This window comes from Actinomadura sp. WMMA1423 (assembly GCF_006547145.1).
Taxonomy (GTDB): Bacteria; Actinomycetota; Actinomycetes; order Streptosporangiales; family Streptosporangiaceae; genus Spirillospora.
In genome coordinates this window covers 3,351,899-3,368,703 of sequence record NZ_CP041244.1, presented here as the reverse complement: position 1 = coordinate 3,368,703, position 16,805 = coordinate 3,351,899, and the positions used below count along the sequence as shown (strand labels likewise).

The 16,805-nt window shown below is 73.3% G+C and carries 15 protein-coding genes and 1 riboswitch; of the genes, 7 read left to right on the top strand and 8 right to left on the bottom strand.

What is annotated here, in order from left to right:
* Positions 1–3 precede the first annotated feature (3 nt).
* Positions 4–567: a MarR family winged helix-turn-helix transcriptional regulator gene (locus tag FKD65_RS15610; protein ID WP_168221058.1), complete on the bottom strand. Its 564-nt coding sequence runs from the start codon at positions 565–567 to the stop codon at positions 4–6.
* A gap of 61 nt (positions 568–628) precedes the next feature.
* Here FKD65_RS15610 and FKD65_RS15605 point away from each other — a divergent pair, with 61 nt between their 5' ends.
* The 3 genes from FKD65_RS15605 (at position 629) to FKD65_RS15595 (ending at position 3,139) form a co-directional block, all read left to right on the top strand.
* The gene (locus tag FKD65_RS15605; protein ID WP_141578196.1) at positions 629–1,912 is read left to right on the top strand and encodes an amidohydrolase family protein; all 1,284 of its coding nucleotides are present in this window, start codon (positions 629–631) and stop codon (positions 1,910–1,912) included.
* Between the two features lie 83 nt (positions 1,913–1,995).
* Entirely contained in the window at positions 1,996–2,724 is a 729-nt protein-coding gene (locus FKD65_RS15600; protein ID WP_240810327.1) for a Mut7-C ubiquitin/RNAse domain-containing protein, read from the top strand.
* Positions 2,693–3,139 carry a (deoxy)nucleoside triphosphate pyrophosphohydrolase gene (locus FKD65_RS15595; RefSeq protein ID WP_141578194.1) on the top strand — a complete coding sequence of 149 codons (447 nt, stop codon included), beginning with the start codon at positions 2,693–2,695 and terminating at the stop codon, positions 3,137–3,139. The genes FKD65_RS15600 and FKD65_RS15595 overlap by 32 nt, the downstream gene beginning before the upstream one ends.
* 150 nt (positions 3,140–3,289) lie before the next feature.
* Here the strand turns inward: FKD65_RS15595 and FKD65_RS15590 are convergent, their stop codons facing one another.
* Entirely contained in the window at positions 3,290–4,273 is a 984-nt protein-coding gene (locus tag FKD65_RS15590) for a C40 family peptidase (RefSeq protein WP_240810164.1), read from the bottom strand.
* 40 nt (positions 4,274–4,313) lie between these two features.
* A riboswitch (cyclic di-AMP (ydaO/yuaA leader) is annotated at positions 4,314–4,450 on the bottom strand.
* A 187-nt stretch (positions 4,451–4,637) separates the two neighbouring features.
* On the opposite strand from FKD65_RS15590, the gene typA reads away from it, so the two are divergent.
* Positions 4,638–6,491, top strand: a complete 1,854-nt coding sequence (gene typA / locus FKD65_RS15585) for a translational GTPase TypA (RefSeq protein ID WP_141578192.1) — start codon at positions 4,638–4,640, stop codon at positions 6,489–6,491.
* 76 nt (positions 6,492–6,567) lie between these two features.
* On the opposite strand, the gene FKD65_RS44230 is transcribed toward typA, so the two are convergent.
* Positions 6,568–6,960 carry an FHA domain-containing protein gene (locus FKD65_RS44230; RefSeq protein ID WP_168221057.1) on the bottom strand — a complete coding sequence of 131 codons (393 nt, stop codon included), beginning with the start codon at positions 6,958–6,960 and terminating at the stop codon, positions 6,568–6,570.
* A gap of 54 nt (positions 6,961–7,014) precedes the next feature.
* Between FKD65_RS44230 and FKD65_RS44225 the strand changes: the two genes are divergently transcribed.
* Together FKD65_RS44225 and FKD65_RS44220 are read left to right on the top strand one after the other, a co-directional pair.
* Positions 7,015–7,305: a hypothetical protein gene (locus FKD65_RS44225; protein WP_168221056.1), complete on the top strand. Its 291-nt coding sequence runs from the start codon at positions 7,015–7,017 to the stop codon at positions 7,303–7,305.
* A gap of 9 nt (positions 7,306–7,314) precedes the next feature.
* A complete protein-coding gene (locus FKD65_RS44220; protein WP_168221055.1) occupies positions 7,315–7,983 on the top strand; it encodes a hypothetical protein in 669 nt (222 codons plus the stop codon).
* Here FKD65_RS44220 and FKD65_RS15575 read toward each other — a convergent pair.
* From FKD65_RS15575 to FKD65_RS15555, 5 genes are all read right to left on the bottom strand, one after another.
* Positions 7,887–8,576: a 4Fe-4S single cluster domain-containing protein gene (locus tag FKD65_RS15575; protein WP_240810163.1), complete on the bottom strand. Its 690-nt coding sequence runs from the start codon at positions 8,574–8,576 to the stop codon at positions 7,887–7,889. The genes FKD65_RS44220 and FKD65_RS15575 overlap by 97 nt on opposite strands.
* A 71-nt stretch (positions 8,577–8,647) precedes the next feature.
* On the bottom strand, positions 8,648–10,561 hold the full coding sequence (locus tag FKD65_RS15570; RefSeq protein WP_141578189.1) for an AAA family ATPase: 1,914 nt from the start codon (positions 10,559–10,561) through the stop codon (positions 8,648–8,650).
* A gap of 41 nt (positions 10,562–10,602) precedes the next feature.
* Positions 10,603–11,733, bottom strand: a complete 1,131-nt coding sequence (locus FKD65_RS15565) for a response regulator receiver protein (protein ID WP_141578188.1) — start codon at positions 11,731–11,733, stop codon at positions 10,603–10,605.
* Positions 11,730–14,078: a serine/threonine-protein kinase gene (locus FKD65_RS15560; RefSeq protein WP_141578187.1), complete on the bottom strand. Its 2,349-nt coding sequence runs from the start codon at positions 14,076–14,078 to the stop codon at positions 11,730–11,732. Before FKD65_RS15560 ends, FKD65_RS15565 begins: the two co-directional genes overlap by 4 nt.
* Before the next feature lie 253 nt (positions 14,079–14,331).
* Entirely contained in the window at positions 14,332–15,483 is a 1,152-nt protein-coding gene (locus FKD65_RS15555; RefSeq protein ID WP_141578186.1) for a hypothetical protein, read from the bottom strand.
* 284 nt (positions 15,484–15,767) lie between these two features.
* On the opposite strand from FKD65_RS15555, the gene FKD65_RS15550 reads away from it, so the two are divergent.
* Positions 15,768–16,775, top strand: a complete 1,008-nt coding sequence (locus FKD65_RS15550) for a hypothetical protein (RefSeq protein ID WP_141578185.1) — start codon at positions 15,768–15,770, stop codon at positions 16,773–16,775.
* The last annotated feature ends 30 nt before the right edge of the window (positions 16,776–16,805 follow it).

Here is a 16,805-nt window from a genome sequence, read left to right as displayed (position 1 = left end):
GGGTCAGCGGAACCGGCGCCTGCCGATGACGAGCAGGATCTCGCGCAGCGCGTCGGCGGCGTCCCGGACGTCCTCCGGCGGTACCCGGGCCATGACGTCCTCGTGGGCCGTGCCGGACGCGACCAGGGCCCGTTCGGTGACGCGCAGCCCGTCCTCCGTCAGCTGGACGAAGCGGCTGCGGGCGTCGCCGGCGTTGGCCTCGCGTTCGACGTAGCCCGCCTTCTGGAGCCGCTGCAGGACGTTGCTCGTCCCGCCCGAGGTGAGGAACGCCGACCGCGTGAGCTCGCTCGGACGCAGCCGGTACGGCTCGCCCTCCCGGCGCAGCACGGTCAGGACCTCGAACTCGGCGTAGGTGAGGCCGAGGTCGGCGAGCGGCCCACGGAGGGCCTGCTGCACCAGCATGGACACGCGCCCGGCGCGCTTGCTCAGCTCCAGCATCGCGATGAGCGGCTCGGACAGCCCGTCCCGCCGCCACGCGTCCGCCACGGTGTCGATCTCGTCCCTGCGGGCGTCGGCTCCGTCCGCGGGTGCGGGGACGTCGTCCCGGCGCGCACTCTCGTCCTGCACGCCCCGAGCGTACTCGCTCACCGTGTTGCTTTTTAAAAAGCTAACTCTTAAGCTTTCGCGCATGACAACGACTCTGCTGCTCACGAACGGCCTCGTCATCGACACGGCGCCCGAGCCGGCCGTGCTGGGGACCGCCGACGTGCTCGTCGAGGACGGCCGCATCGCCGCGGTCGGCCCGGGACTCGCCGCACCCGAAGGCGCCGAGACCATCGACGCGACCGACCGCATCGTCATGCCGGGGTTCGTCGACACCCACCGGCACACCTGGCAGACCGGGATCCGCGCCTCCGTGTGCGACGGCACGCTCCCCGCGTACCTGCGACGAGTCCTGGGCGAGATGGCGCCCCGCTACCGTCCCGAGGACGTGTACGCCGGGACGCTCGCCGGCGCCCTGGAATGCCTCGACTCCGGCATCACGACGCTGGTCGACTGGTCGCACATCCAGCTCGGCCCGGGCCACACCGAGGCGAACGTCGCGGCGCTGCGGGCGTCGGGCATCAGGGCGGTGTTCGGGTACTGCTACGGCGGCGGCGACCTCGACGCGCTCGCCGCCGAGACGGGCCGCGTCCACCGCGAGTACTTCGCAACCCCCGGCGGCGCGGTCACGATGGCCCTGGCCGCGCTCGGGCCCGAGATCGCGGGGGACGAGCGCGCGCTCGCCGAATGGCGAACGGCCCGCGACCTCGGGCTGCCGGTCACCGCGCACATGGGCGGCCACGGCGCGCCGAGCGCCGCGCGCGGTCTGGCGTTTCTGGAGACCCACGGGCTGATGGACCACCCGGCGACGTACGTGCACGCCAACTTCTACACCGATGACGAGCTGAAGCGGATCGCCGGAAGCGGCGGGACGGTCTCGGTCGCCCCCGGCATCGAGGCCGCCCTGGACATCGGCGCCCCGCCCACCGGACGCGCCCGCGGCGCGGGCGTCCCGACCGGGCTCGGCGCCGACACGGTCGCCTCCGGCCCGGGCGACATGTTCAGCGTCATGCGCGCCGCCTACGTCCTCGAACGGGGCCGCGCGGGCGGCGCCGGACTCGGCTTCACCACCGCCGACGCCCTCCGGATGGCCACGATCGAGGGCGCCGAGGTCGCCGGGCTCGCGGGCGTCACCGGGTCGCTGGCCCCCGGCAAGCAGGCCGACCTGCTCGTCCTGCGCACCGACACCCTCGGCGTCGCGGCGGCCCACGACCCCGTCGCGGCCGTGGTGCTGGCCGCTGACACGCGCAACGTCGACGCCGTCCTCGTCGGCGGCCGGGTGGTCAAGCGCGGGGGAGCGCTGCGGGGCCACGACGTCCCCGGCCTGCTGGCGTCCCTGAAGGAGTCCGCCGCGCACGTGGCGGCCTGACCCGCCGGGAATCGTCGGCCGCACGTGGCATGCTGATCTGCGTGGAGTCAGAGATAACGATCCGCGTCGCCGACGAGCTGCTGATGTTCCTGCCCGCCACCCGGCGGGAGACCCCGGCCCGCGTCCCCTACGACGGGACCTCCACGCTGGGGCACCTCGTGGAGTCGCTGGGCGTGCCGCTGCCCGAGGCGGGTCCGATGACGGCCGACGGCGAGCCCGCCGGGCCCGCCACCAGGCCGGACGTCGGGGCCGAGGTCCGCGTGGCCGCGGTGCCGCGCCCGCAGCCCGTCCCGCTCGACCCGGGCCAGGTCGCGCCCCGCTTCCTGCTCGACGTCCACCTCGGGACGCTGGCCCGGCGCATGCGCCTGCTCGGCCTCGACACCGCCTACCACAACGACATGGACGACCCGGCGCTCGTCGTGCAGGCCAACGAGGAGCGCCGCGTCCTGCTCACCCAGGACCGCGGCCTCCTGCGCCGCCGCGCGCTGTGGTTCGGCGCCTACGTCCGCGGCTCGCGCCCTGACGACCAGCTCCGCGACCTGCTCGACCGGTTCGCGCCCGTCCTGCGGCCGTGGACGCGCTGCACCGCATGCAACGGCGAGCTCGTCCCGGTCGACAAGGAGGAGATCGAGCGCGAGCTGCAGGCGGGCACCCGCCGCAGCTACGACGTCTACGGCCGCTGCGCGGGATGCGGCCAGGTCTACTGGCGCGGCGCGCACGGCGACCGCCTGGAGGAGATCGTCCGCGACGCGACGCGCCTGGTCGACTCCCTCCGGGGCAATGGAACCGGACGGACCGGCGCCGCGGTCTGAGAGAGAGCACGGAGAGGAGCTGGTCGCGATCGATCTCGTGGTGGTGGGGGCGGCGATCCTGTCGGAGGGCCGGCTACTGGCCGCCCAGCGCGCCGAGCCGCCGCACATGGCGGGCGGCTGGGAGCTGCCCGGCGGCAAGGTCGACCCCGGCGAGTCGGACGAGGACGCCCTGGTGCGCGAGTGCCACGAGGAACTGGCCGTGAAGGTGCGCCTGGGCCGCCGCGTGGGCGGCGACTGGCGCCTCGGCGAGCGCAGCCTCCTCCGCGTGTGGACGGCCGAGATCACCGAGGGCGAGCCGCAGGCCCTGGAGCACCTGGAACTCCGCTGGCTGCCCCCGTCCGACCTCTACGCCGTCCCGTGGCTCCCCGGCGACCGCCCGGTCATAGACCTCCTGTCGGCTCAGGGCCTCACCTAGTCCGGCACGGATCGCGCCGACCTCAGCCTCGCCGCAACCACGCGACGACCTGATCGCGCAGTGAGCCGCTAGGCGAGTCGGAGCGATGCCAGCGATCGCCCGCGTTTTTCGACGATGGAGGGCCGCTAGGCCCGAAGGAGGAGAAAGACGCTAGGAAATACGGTTGGCGCCGGCGTAGTCGGAGCGCTCGCTGAGTTTGGAGATCTTCACCACGTCGCCGGTCTGGGGGGCGTGCAGGTACTTGCCGTCGCCCAGGTAGATGCCCATGTGGTGCAGGTTGCCGCCGAAGTAGACCAGGTCGCCGGAGCGCAGCGCGCCGCGCGAGACCTTCGACCCCATGGCGAACAGGTCGCCGGTGTAGTGCGGGAGGCCGGGCTTGCCGACCTGGGTGTAGGCCCAGACGACGAGGCCGGAGCAGTCGAAGCTGCTCGGACCGGCGGCGGCCCACACGTACGGGGAGCCGAGCTTGGTGAGCGCCTTGCGGGCCATCTTCGCGGGCAGGTCCGAGCCCTTCACCGTGGCGGTGAGGCCGGTGCGCGGGTCGCGGGCGTGGGTGGTGGTCAGCTTGTCGAGGCGCTTCATCACCTCGGAGACCTTGGCCTTGGCCGCCTCGCGGGCCTTCTTGGCGTCGTCCCAGGCCTTCTTGACCTGCGCGGTCTTCGCCCGCGCGGTGCGCTGGGCGGCGTCGGCCTGGTCGATCTGCTTCTTCAGCGCGAGGACGGCGGTGGCCTGGCTCTGCGCGAGGTAGGCGCTGTCGGACAGCCCCTCGGCCGACCCGCCGGAGCCGAAGAGGGCGTCGGGGCCGCCGGCCATGTAGTTGGCGGCGGCCAGGCTGCCGAGCCGCTGGCGGGCGGGTTCGGCGAGCGCGCGCAGCCGCTCGGCCTCCCTGGTGGCGTCCTGCTCGGCCTTGCGGGCCTTGCCGAGCTCCACCCGGGCCTTGTTGAACTTCTCCGTGAGGATCTCGGCCTCTTCGTTCAGCGCGTCCAGGCTCTTGCGCAGGCCCTTCTCCGTGGTCGGGGTCGGGCTCGGCGCGGGCGGCGCGGCGGCGTGCCGGGAGGGCTGCGCGGCGCGGGCGACGTTCGGCGCGGTGGCGCCGAGGCCGATCAGGAGCAGGGTGGCGGTGGCGGTCGGCACGACGCGGCGCCGCCTACGGGAATCCGGAACCAAGCCGGTGCTCTCCTCTCCTCGCACGCCTACCGGGTTAGCTGACGGGTTCGGGCCAGGAGTCGCCCTACGACGTGCGTCGATTCACCCCGAGGGTGGTGGGTCCCCGGTTCTCCCGATGCCCGGGAGATTCGGCGTTCCGGTCGCAGTCCCGGGGGATGGGACTCCGGACGACCGATCTCGGAGAGTACAAAGAACGCGCAAAGTTTGCCAATCGGGGCCCCTGGGGCGGGCGTGGCGAACGGCTCGGGATGGGTGGTACGCGCGGCCAAGTAGAATGGGGGCTGCCGCACGTCTGCGGCGTTCCCCGAACTCTCACGCAAGGCGAACCCGCATGCCCATCTCCACGCGCGACGACCTCCGTAACGTCGCGATCGTCGCCCACGTCGACCACGGCAAGACGACGCTGGTCGACGCCATGCTCTGGCAGTCCGGGGCCTTCCGCGAGAACCAGGACGTCGACGACCGCGTGCTCGACTCGGGCGACCTGGAGCGCGAGAAGGGGATCACGATCCTCGCGAAGAACACCGCGGTCCTGCACGACGGGCTGACGATCAACATCATCGACACCCCGGGGCACGCCGACTTCGGCGGCGAGGTCGAGCGCGGCCTGTCCATGGTCGACGGCGTCGTCCTGCTGGTGGACGCCAGCGAGGGCCCGCTCCCGCAGACCCGGTTCGTGCTGCGCAAGGCGCTGGCCGCGAAGCTGCCGGTGATCCTGGTCGTGAACAAGACCGACCGCCCCGACGCGCGCATCGACGAGGTCGTGGACGAGACCTACGAGCTGTTCATGGACCTCGACGCCGACGAGGACCAGATCGACTTCCCGATCGTGTACGCCTCCGGCCGCGCCGGGCGGGCCTCGCTCGACAAGCCGGCCGACGGCGCCATGCCCGGCAGCGACGACCTGGAGCCGCTGTTCAAGGTCATCACCGAGACGATCCCGGCGCCGTCCTACGACCCGGACGCCCCGCTCCAGGCGCACGTGACGAACCTGGACGCCTCCAGCTACCTCGGCCGGATCGCGCTGTGCCGGGTGCACGCCGGCACGATCAAGAAGGGCCAGCAGGTCGCCTGGTGCCGGCACGACGGCAGCGTCGAGCGGGTGAAGATCACCGAGCTGCTGATGACGGAGGCGCTCACCCGCAAGCCCGCCGACGAGGCCGGGCCCGGCGACATCATCGCGATCGCCGGCATCCCCGAGATCATGATCGGCGACACCATCGCCGACCCGGACGACCCGCGCCCGCTGCCGCTGATCACGGTGGACGAGCCGGCGATCTCGATGACGATCGGCACCAACACCGGGCCGATGGCGGGACGCGAGAAGGGCACCAAGGTCACCGCCCGGATGGTCAAGGACCGGCTCGACCGCGAGCTGGTCGGCAACGTGTCGATCCGGGTGCTGCCGACCGAGCGCCCCGACGCCTGGGAGGTGCAGGGCCGCGGCGAGCTGGCCCTGGCGATCCTGGTGGAGAACATGCGCCGCGAGGGCTACGAGCTGACCGTCGGCAAGCCGCAGGTCGTCACCCGCGTCGTCGACGGCAAGAAGCACGAGCCGGTCGAGCGGCTCACCGTCGACATCCCCGAGGAGCACCTCGGCGCCGTCACGCAGCTGATGGCGGTCCGCAAGGGCCGCATGGAGCACATGACCAACCACGGGACGGGCTGGATCCGGATGGAGTTCCTCGTCCCGGCCCGCGGCCTGATCGGGTTCCGCACCGAGTTCATGACCGAGACGCGCGGCACCGGCATGGCGCACCACGTCTTCGAGGACTACGAGCCCTGGTTCGGCGAGCTGCGCACCCGGCCGTCCGGCTCGCTCGTCGCCGACCGCTCCGGCGCCGCGACCGCCTACGCGATCACGAACCTTCAGGAGCGCGGCACGTTCTTCGTCGGCCCGACCACCGAGGTGTACGAGGGCATGATCGTCGGGGAGAACTCCCGCGCCGACGACATGGACGTCAACATCACCAAGGAGAAGAAGCTCACGAACATGCGGTCGTCCACCGGCGACGAGCTGGAGCGGCTCACCCCGCCCCGCAACCTGTCGCTGGAGGAGGCACTGGAGTTCTGCCGCGAGGACGAGTGCGTCGAGGTCACCCCGGCCGCCGTCCGCATCCGCAAGGTGGTCCTGGACGCCAAGGAGCGCGAGCGCACGCGCGCCCGCACCAAGCGCGCCGGCTGAGCAGGGGCCCACGCGAAAGGGGCGGCCCCGCGGTTCTCCGAGAACCGCGGGGCCGCCCCCTTTTCGCTCGTGGCGCTCAGTTCAGCTGGACGGTGCCCGTCACGTCGGCGGCCAGACGGAGCTGGTCGCCGTCGCGGAGCGGGGCCTCCACACCGCGGGGGAGCCGCTCGCCGTTGACGAACGTCCCGTTGGTGGAGCCCTCGTCGCGCACCCACGCCGTGCCGGACGGGTCGAGCCACACCGTCGAGTGGCGCCGCGACACGTTGTCGTACTGGGTGAACGTGGCCGCCACCGGCGACTGGCCCGCGTCCCGGCCGAGGACCAGGTGCTGCCCGACGGAGACCTTGAGCTCGCCCGTCGGGAACTGGACGCGCAGGATGGGCGTGCCCTTCTGCGGCAGCGGGCGCAGGCACGAGTCGCATTGCGCGGCGCCCGGGTTGGTCAGCACCGCCTCGCAGTACGGGCACATGAACGCCGTGCTGTCGGGTGCGGGCGGGCGCTGGCCCTGGCCCTGGTTGTGCTCGTGCGGCAGCAGCGTCGCCTCACGGCCGTGCGGCGGCAGCGGAGGCTGGCCCCCGTGCTGCGGCTGGCCCCCGTGCTGCGGCTGGCCGTGCTGGGGCTGACCGCCGTGCTGGGGCTGACCGCCGTGCTGGGGGCCTCCGTGCTGCGGCTGCCCGTACGGGGAGTGCTGCTGCGGCGGACCGAACTGGTGGTCGCCCGGACCGGGCTGCGGAGCGCCGTACTGCTCCTGCGGCTGGTACTGCGGCTGCTGGTACTGGTCCTGCGGCTGCTGGTACTGGTCGGCCGCCGGTGACTGCTGCTGTTGCGGCGCGCCCCACGGATCCTGCTGCTGCTGGGGCATGCCCCAGGGGTCGGCAGGCTGCTGCTGCATGGGCGACTGGCCCCCGTGCTGGCCATGCTGCGGCTGACCGTGCTGCCCGTGCTGGGGCTGCCCGTGCTGGGGCTGGCCGTACTGGGGCTGCCCCTGCTGGTCGGCGGGAGGCTGCTGCATGGGCGGCCCCCACGCGTCCGGCTGCTGCTGCTGCTGCTGCGGACCCCAGGGGTCCTGCGGCTGCCCGGAGGGACCCTGCTGGTTCGGGGCCTGCTGCTGGTACGGGTCGTTCGGCTGAGGCTGGCCGTACTGGGGCTGGCCGTGCTGAGGCTGGCCGTACTGCCCCGGCTGGGGCTGCCCGTGCTGGGGTTGCCCGTACTGCCCCGGCTGAGGCTGGCCGTGCTGAGGCTGGCCGTACTGCCCCGGCTGCGGCTGGCCGTGCTGAGGCTGGCCGTACCCGCCCGGGCCCGGTTGGGGCGCGCCGCCGGCGCGCGCCAGGTTGGCCCCGCAGCTCATGCAGAGCAGATCACCCGGCTGGACCGGTTCGTCGCAGACCGGACAGTTCAAGGTCGCCATGACACATCCCCCGAGCGCACGCCGGCGCGGTCGAGCCTCGACGTGAGGTGCTCCATGTCACCCCGTCGCGGGATCCCGATGTAGAACACCCGCCTTCCCTCCGGCCCTTCGTCCACGGACACCTGTACTCGGGGCCCTCTTCCTTCAGTGTCGCCGACTTCAGTGTCACCGACGCCGGCCACTGCCCCGTACCGCTCGCGTCCCAGCGGGGACACCGGCACGACACGCTGGTTGGCCGACCCCCTCCAGAGTAGAGAGCCGTCCTCTGGGTGTCGCCCCTTCGGGTTGAGCCGGTCGACGTAGGGCCCCGTGACCACGGCGTCACACATGTCCACGATCTCGCGCGTCACACCGGCGCGCGAGAGCCGAGAGTAGACATATCCGCTGTACACCAATATGTCCATCGCAATCGTCTCACGGCCTCGGGTCTCCCGCCACGCGCGGATCCCCCGCACCAGGGCCGCGAGCGCGGCCGGCTGCTGGAAGGGTTCTCCGCCCGAGATGGTCACCCCGTCGACCGGTTCCGGAAGGGACGCGAGCCATCCTAGGACCGCCTGGACGGGGATCGCCCGCCCCGGGTCCGCGTCCCACGTGTCGCGGGAGAGGCAGCCGTCGCAGTGCAGCGTGCAGCCCTGCGTCCAGATTCCCGCACGGGTTCCGGGGCCGAGTGTGGTCACCGGATAGTGCGCCTTGGCGAGCAGGAGCGTCTCGCCCGCGCCCGCTCCGGACGCGGCGGGCCGGCCCGTGCTCACTGGAGGTCCAGATGCACGATGCTGCCCTCGCGCCGGATGCCCGTGACGGTGACCTTCTCGTCTGGGACGAGCTCCCGGTCGAAAAGCGCGCGCGCCAGCGGGTTGACGAAGTGCGACTCCAGGGCCATGCCGATGCCGCGCCCGCCCTTGTCGAGCTCCTCCGTGCACCACCGGCGGAGCGTCTCGAGCGCCTCGCCCTTCACCGCCAGGACGAGCCGGTGCTCGTCGGTGACCCGCCGGCAGATGTTCGCGAACTGCAGGTCGAAGATCTTGTGCGCGGCCTCGGCGGAGATGAAGTCGAACACCACGATGTTGTCGCCGAACCGGTTGAGCAGCTCCGGCCGGTTCAGCACCTCGGTGAAGTGGTCGGCCACGGCGCCCTTGATGCGCTGCTCCACCTCGTCGTAGGTCATCCCGGTTGTGATGTTCTGCACACGTTCGGGGGTACCGAGCGGGAAGGGGTCGCGGGCCGTCAGGTCGCGCCCCGGCACGTACATCCCGAGGTTCGAGGTGAAGATCAGGATCGACTCGGAGAAGTGCACGGTGTTGCCGCGGCCGTCGGTGAGGCGGCCGTCCTCCAGGATCTGGAGGAACTTGTCCAGGATCCGGGGGTGCGCCTTCTCGATCTCGTCGAAGAGGATCACCCGGAACGGGTCCTCGCGGACGGCGTTGGTCAGCTCGCCGCCCGCCTCGTGGCCCACGTACCCGGGCGGCGACCCGATCAGCCGGTCGCCGGACCCCTCGCCGGAGAACTCGCTCATGTCGAAGCGCAGGTAGGCCGACTCGTCCCCGAAGACCAGCTCGGTGATCGCCTTCGCCAGCTCCGTCTTGCCGGTGCCGGTCGGGCCGGCGAAGAACAGCACCCCGCGCGGCCGGCTCCCGGACCGGGTCGCCTGCGCGCCCGACAGGCCGAGCACCGCCCGCTTGAGTATGTCGAGGGTCTTGGTGACGGCCTGCGGCTGCCCGATCACCCGCTCCGGGACGCGCTTCTCCCCGTCCAGCACCCGGCGGCGCAGGTGGCCGCGGCTCCACGGGTTGTCGAGCACGCCGAGCTTGTAGGTGCGGACCGCGTCCGGCAGGTCGGCGAGGTCGACACCCCGCTCCTTCGCCAGCCGGGTCACCTCGATCATCGACTGGAGGGTGAGCCCGTCGGCCTGCTCGGCGAACGCGTCGCAGGCCGCCGCCGCGGCCTCGTCGGCGGCGACGTCGCCGACCCCGAACGCGCGGGCCAGCAGCCGCGCCGTCTCCTGCCGGTCGCCGAGGTGCGGGCGCGGGATCGTGATCTCGCGGATGTTCTCGTTGTCGGCGGTGAGCCACGGCGGCAGGTCGCCCGGCCGCTCCACCAGCCAGACGACCGGGTTGTAGAGCGGCTTCGGCCGCGCCCCGGCCACCCGGACGGGGCGGGCGCTGCGCGACAGCTTCGCGCAGAACCGGAAGAAGTCGCGCTCGGCCGGCTCCAGGTCGGTGGGGGTGCGGGCGATGCGCGACGCCGAGTCGATCACGAACGCGGCGCGGACGTTCTCCTTCGGGCGGGCGACCCCGGCCAGGTAGCGGGTCAGCCCCTCCAGCGACGGCTTCTCGTCCGCCTTGGTCTTGCCCAGCAGCCGCTCGGCCGCGGCGGCCGCCTCGGCCCCGGCGGCGTCCTCGGGACCGGGGACGATCTGCAGCCCGTCGACCGGGTCGTACACGGCCATGAAGGACGCGCCGCTGGAGCGCAGCGTCTCCCACAGCAGGGCGCGCAGCGGGAGGAGCTGGGCGGGCGCGCCGTCCGCCGCGGGGGAGAGGAAGCTGTCGTAGAGGTTGCCCGACAGGACGTACTGGGAGTGCACCGAGAGGGTCGCGTCCAGCTCGCGGATGAATGGCGGCCAACCCTGCAACCGCCCCCCGAGGGTAGGCGAATCAATGCTCATCTAGCGTGCTCCCCAATCCGCTCCGTCCGTGCCTCCGCATCTCACTTGTGACGCTCGCGAGAGCGCTCGCGTTGGCCGACTCGGCCCCTAGTCTGCCTGTTCCGGGTCGAAACCGGCAGCTCACGGACGCCCGGGTCGAGGCGCCAGCCCACGTCGGAGCGGATCCCCGCGTCCGCGAGGCGCTCGCGCGCCGCCTCGAACGCCTCGCACCACTCGCGCTCGCGCTCGACGTCCAGCCGCCGGTCGTCCTCGCTCTCGGCGGGCCGCTCGCGCACCATCGACGCCCGCACGTGCGCCGCGTCCTCCACGCGCATCCGCACGCTGTGGTCGGGCCAGCCGCCCCTGGTCAGCGTCAGGGTGCCGTCCTCGGCCGTCAGCGTCTCGAACCCGGCCTGGACCTCGTACCCCATGTCCTCGAAGGCGGCGGTGATGGAGTCGAGGACGTACCGGCGCTCGGCCTCGGCCTGCTCGGCGGCCTCGCGCTCGGCCGCGCGGCGCCGCTCCTCCTCGCGCCGCTCCCGTGTGCGGCCGTTGGCGTCCTGGATGCGCAGCCGGACCTCCTGGAGGACGCCCTCCGCCTCGTCCGCCGTCGCGACGCCGGCCAGCAGCCGCGCCGCCTCCGCCACCGCGCGCCGCTCCTCCTCGGCGGCGTCGGGCAGCAGCCGCGCCATGATCCGCTCCAGGTTCCCGCGGACGTCGCCGTCCTCGCGCCGGGGCGGCGGGGGGCCCTGCCCGAGGTCGGCCGCCAGCCCTTCGGTGGGCACGGCGAAGATCTGCGTGCTGACCTGCGCGGCGAGGTGCTCGGACAGGCGCCGCTCGGCCTCGTCCAGGACGGGGTCCGTGGCGGCGCACCAGGCGGTCAGCTCCGCGGGGGACAGGCCGGCGGGGTCGAGGGGCTCGGGCAGCGCCACGTCCGCGCCGATCTTCGCGCGGGTCTCGGCCAGCGCCGCGATGCGGGCGCTCCGCTCCACGACCTCGCGCAGCGCCCGCTCGTGCGTCTCCACCTCGGCGAGCGCGGCCGCCCGTGCCTCCGCCCGTCCGGCGGCGCGGGCCGCCAGCGCCTCGGCCGCGCTCGCGGCCAGCCCCGCGCCGCGCCCGAGGACGCGGTTCATGCCGAGGCTCAGCACCACCGCGGCGTCCAGCGCGATGTCGGCGTCGATCCCGCTGCTCACAGGGCTCCTCCGTTCTTGCGCGCCAGCCGCCAGTGATGCAGCCGCACGCCCGCCGCGACCACGTGCGCGGCGGGAACCGCGACCATGACGAGGATCCACAGCATGCTCGCGATCGACGTCAGCGCCCCGATCACGAGGAGGAGCAGCACCGCCGGCACCGTCGCGACGAGCAGCGCGATCACGCAACCGGTCCGGCAGCCGCGCCGGCCGCCGCGCCGCGCGGCGCCCGACATCGTCTGGGACGCCTGGGACAGGCCGCGGCCGCCCGCCCCGAGGATTCCGGAGACCATCGCCCACGGCCCCTGCCGGAGATAGTCCGCGCCCTGCGTGCGCGCCACGAGGACCTCGGTGCCGCAGTGCACGGCCCACGCCAGCACCGATATGACGGCCAGGACCCCGAACGAGATGCCGGAGGGGGAGGAGCTGTGGAGGCCGACCGACGAGGTGCCGTCGCCGTCGCCCCCGCCGAACAGCGACCCGACGACCCAGCTGCCCGCCAGCCAGAACGGCAGCAGCGGAACCGTCAGCGCGGCCGCCTTCGCCATGGCGGCGCCGCGCCCCGCGAGCCGCCGGCGTTCGAGGTCGCTCCACCGCGCGCGCAGCGCCTCCTCGCGCTGCGCCGCGGCGTGCCGCTCGCGCGCCCGGGACTCGGTCTCCGCGACCGCCTCGGGCGCGGCGCGCGCGACCGCGAGCAGCCGCAGCGGGTCGTCGCCCGCGCCGTCCGCCATCCAGATGAGCCACGGCACCGGCTCGGAGACGGACGCGCGCGCCCGCGCCGCGCCCTCGGCGATCAGACGGTGGGTCTCCGCCGGGCGCGCCGCCAGGGCGAGCAGCGTGAGCAGGACGACGGGCGGCTCCTCGGCCTCGGCACCGGGCAGGCGCCTCGCCAGGCCCGGCGGTGTGGCGCCCTGCTCGCGCAGCCAGCGCGCCAGGTCGTCCCAGGCCGCCACGTGAGCGCGCCACTGGTCGTCGACGCGGGCCAGGTCCTCGCCGCCCTCGAACCCGGCGAGGACGTGCAGCAGGCGGTGCCTCCACAGCGCCCGTCCGATCAGGCAGGCGGTGCGGTGGTCGGGATGGCGCCGGTCGTCCGCCAGCGCCGCCAGCCCCGGCAGGTCGCCGGAGCCGGTCCGGCGGCCGAGGAAGTGCGGGGGCAGCGACGGATCAAGCCACAGCACCAGATGCAGGAGCTTCACGTCCGGCGGCAGCGCCGTCGTCAGGTAGCCGTCGACGAGTTCGGCGCGGCCGTCGCCGGTCACCCGCGCCAGCCACTCCCGCAGGCTCCGCCACGCCTCGCCCGCCTCGCCGCGCCCGAAGAAGTACTGGGCGGCGTGCTCCCAGCTCCCGACGAGCGCGCGCGCCAGCTCCCGCCGGTCGGAGTAGCGCCGCCCCTGGAACGCGAGCCCGTCACCCGCCTCGACGCTCTCCTCGGCGACCTGCGGGGAGCCGCCGTCCAGCCACTGCCCCACCTGCTCGCCCGTCCACCGCCTGCGCGGATCGCGGGTCAGCAGCCCCTGGCACAGCAGCCGCAGCCGCGGGTCGCGGACGTCGTCCGCGCCGACAGGCCGCGTCGCGAGATGGTCGACCACGACGGTCTCGCTCAGCCCCTCGAACGGCGCCCGGCCCGTCGCCAGCTCCCGGACGATCATGCCGAGCGACCACCAGTCGCGCGCCGGCGACACCTGGCCGGACAGCGACTCCGGCGCCGCGTAGGCCAGCGTCCGCGACGACGAGGCGAACACCACGCTCTGGTCGAGCACCCTGCTCAGCCCGAAGTCGGCGATCGCGAGCCGCAGCGGCTCCCTCTCCAGCACCAGGACGTTCTCGGGTTTGAGGTCCCGGTGGACGATGCCGGCCCGGTGCAGGGCCCGGAGGCCGTCGGCGAGCTGGGCGGCGACATCGCCGACGGCCGCCGCGGACAGCGGCCCCTCGTCCATCAGCGCCCGCAGGTTGCCGTCAGGCGCGTACGCGGTGATCTCGTAGTCGCGCCCGCCGGCGTGCCCGGTCTCCAGGATGCGCAGCACGTTCGGCGCCTGGAGCGCGGGCAGCTTCGCCCACACCTCCCGGTCGGCGCGGTACCCGCGGCGGAAGATCTTCGCCACGAACTCGGCGCCGTCGTCGTCGCGCACCAGGAGCAGGTCGGACTCAGCGCCCTGCACGGGCAACTCGGCGACCACCGTGTAGCGCTCGCCGAGCTCGGCCGGCAGCCGTACCAGCGGATCCCCAGGGCCGTGGCCCTCCCGCCTGGTCGGCGACGCCGGGCGCGGCCCGGGCACCGCCGCGTCCCGCCTCGTCGTCCCGGCGTCGCGCCGGGTGTCGTGCGGCGGAGTGCCATCGAACTCGCCCACAGCAGTCCCGTCCAGCCTCGTCCTCGACGGCCCGACGATACCTGATGATCTTGAACTGGTTGACCGTCGTCTCCAGTGTGGAGGCCGCTACCCGGAGACTCTAGGGCCTGGCCCCGCCGCTCGCCTGATCCCGCCGCGCGACGATCCCGTATCGCGCGCGGACGGGGGCGAACGCCCGGACCGGCGGCACCAGGGCTCTGGTGCCGCCGGCCTGCGCGGACGGTGCGAGGCGCGGCGCCGGACCGCGCCGGGATCAGGCCACCGGCGCGCCGGTGGTCGGCTGCACGGACCGCACCTCGGCGTGGTGCGGCTTGGCGGCCAGGCCCGGGAGGCCGGTGGTCGCGGTGCGCAGGCGGGCGATTCCCTCGGCCTGGAGGTCGCCCAGCATGATGTCGTAGGCCAGGTCGCGCACCGTGTCGGCGCCCACGGCCGAGTGGAGCATGGCGCCGATGGTCTCGGTGAGCACCCGCTCGTAGGACTCGAACTTCACCGTCTCGGCCACCGCCGGGTTCCACTCCAGCTGGTCGCCGGCCGTGACGTGCAGCTGCAGGCCGCCGGTCACCGGGTCCACCTGGTCCAGGTCGATCTCGGCGGCGACGTGGCCGCGGGCCGCCGGCGTCCCGTCGTCGGTGAACAGCAGCACCGGCACCGCGAAGGTCACCCGCTCGGAGGGCTTGCGCTGCCGGACGGCGTTGCCGCGCGGCGCGGCCGGGACGTCGATGTGGTCCAGCTGCGAGAGCATGCGGAACGTGGCCAGGCCGAGGATGCTGTTGATGGCCAGCGCGGTCGCCCGGGTCACCGTTTCCATCTCACCGGGCTTGCGGGTGAGGTAGCCGCTGAAGCCGTAGGCGATGAGGCGGTCGCGGACCGGGGAGCGCAGGAAGATCCGCAGCCGCACTCCCGCGACCGGCAGTTCGAACTCGGTGTCGGACTCGCTGAGCTCGGACCGGACGAAGCCGCCCTCCGACCTCGTCAGCTTGCCGGCGAGGGTGAGCGTCCCCTCGTTGCCGGCGCGGGTGAGGGTGAGGAGGTAGAGGTCGCCGTCGAGCTCGGTGATCACTTCGTCGCCGAGGACGACCGACAGGGCCCGCGCCGTCTCGTTCAGGCCGTGCAGGGTCCTGCGGGGCATGCGCAGCCGCAGCTGGTTCTGCGCCGTCACACGCCCGCCGACGGTGGTCTCGACGTGCTCGACCTCGCGCTCGGCCTGCTTGCCGGTGTAGTTGCGCAGGCTGAACGCCAGCACCTCGTTGTCCGTGCGGACCCCGCAGGTCGCCTTCAGCGCCTTCTTGGCGCTGAGCGGGTAGGGAAGGTCCTGCCGGACGTATCTGGTGGCGTCCACGAACACGGGGACGTCGTCGTCGAAGAGGCGCCGGACGTAGAACTCTTCCTTGGTTTGCGCTGGCACTGTGCACCCTTCTCCGTGTCCTGCCGCCTGCCGCGCGAACGGCCGGCGGTAATCTCGGCACCCGGCCGGACCCGGCCAGGTGCGGCACCGGTCGCCCCGGCCGGTGTCCACTCTTCAGTCATAACCGTTTCGGGCCAGGCAGGATCGGCAAGTACCAGAGGACCGGAGGGCGAGCACCGCCGCACCGGTTGACAAATAAAACATGCGGCTCGCCATCTCGCGTGGACGGTCATGCGTGACACACACGAGCAGCGCGCTGCGAAGCACACCACAAAGGAGACCGGATGCAGCAGTTGACCGATTACGTGCTGGCCGTTCGTACCACCGGCTCACCTCCGGCGCTCGAGGGGATCAAGTCGGTCGACCTGGTTCCGGGCGACGACCAGGACGTGATCGCCGCGACCATCGCCGGCCTGCGGGCGAGCGGCCTGACCGCGGCCGACTTCCGATCGCGGGTCATCTACCTCGCCCCCGAGGACCCGGCCTGCATCGTGCCGTACGCGGCACTGTGCGGCTTCGCCGGCCGCCGCGTCGACGCCTACGCCGGCGGGACCGTCCTCGAGTTCTCGCGGCTGGACCCGCAGGGGGAGGCCTTCCCCGACGCGGGCCGCCCCCCGGGCTACCTGGAATGGGGCCAGGTCGGCGGCCAGGACGCCGAAGGCGTCCCCACCGTGCACATCGGCTCCGGCCCCCAGCAGCTCGTCACCCCGGAGGCCGCCACCGTGATCAGGTACGCGGCGCGGCTGCGCATGGTCCCGCCGGAGGCGGCCAGGGACGCGCTCGCCACGTTCGTGCTCGTCGCGGCGCTGCGGCGGCGGGCCGACGACCGGTTCCCCTACCTGTCCACCGGGAACGAGCCCCCGCCCGTCACCAAGGACGACCCGGCCCAGGGCATCGACCTTGAGAAGCTGCGGCGCGAGGCCGCCAAGTACCGGCAGGAGCTGCGGGCCGGGCGCCGCGGCGCCGACATGGTGCCGCCCGTCCCCGTCTCGCCGCACAACAAGCGGATCGCCGAGGCCAAGTCGGTGGACATCAAGACCGTGCTCACGCGGCTCGGCTCCTCCTCCGACGACGGGAACCTGTGGCACTGCCCCCGTCCGAGCCGGCACAGCAACGGCGACAAGAACCCCTCGATGAAGGTGTACGGAGACAACCGGACGAGGTGCCACCGCTGTGATGCCGAGAAGGTCGGTCCCATCCGGCTGGTCATCGACGTCCTGGGGGTCACTCCGGACGAGGCCGCGAGTTTCATCCTGGACTCCGACCGCGTCGTGGACATGCGCACCGCCTGAGTCGTCCCCGGCGGCCGGGGGGCCGCCAGG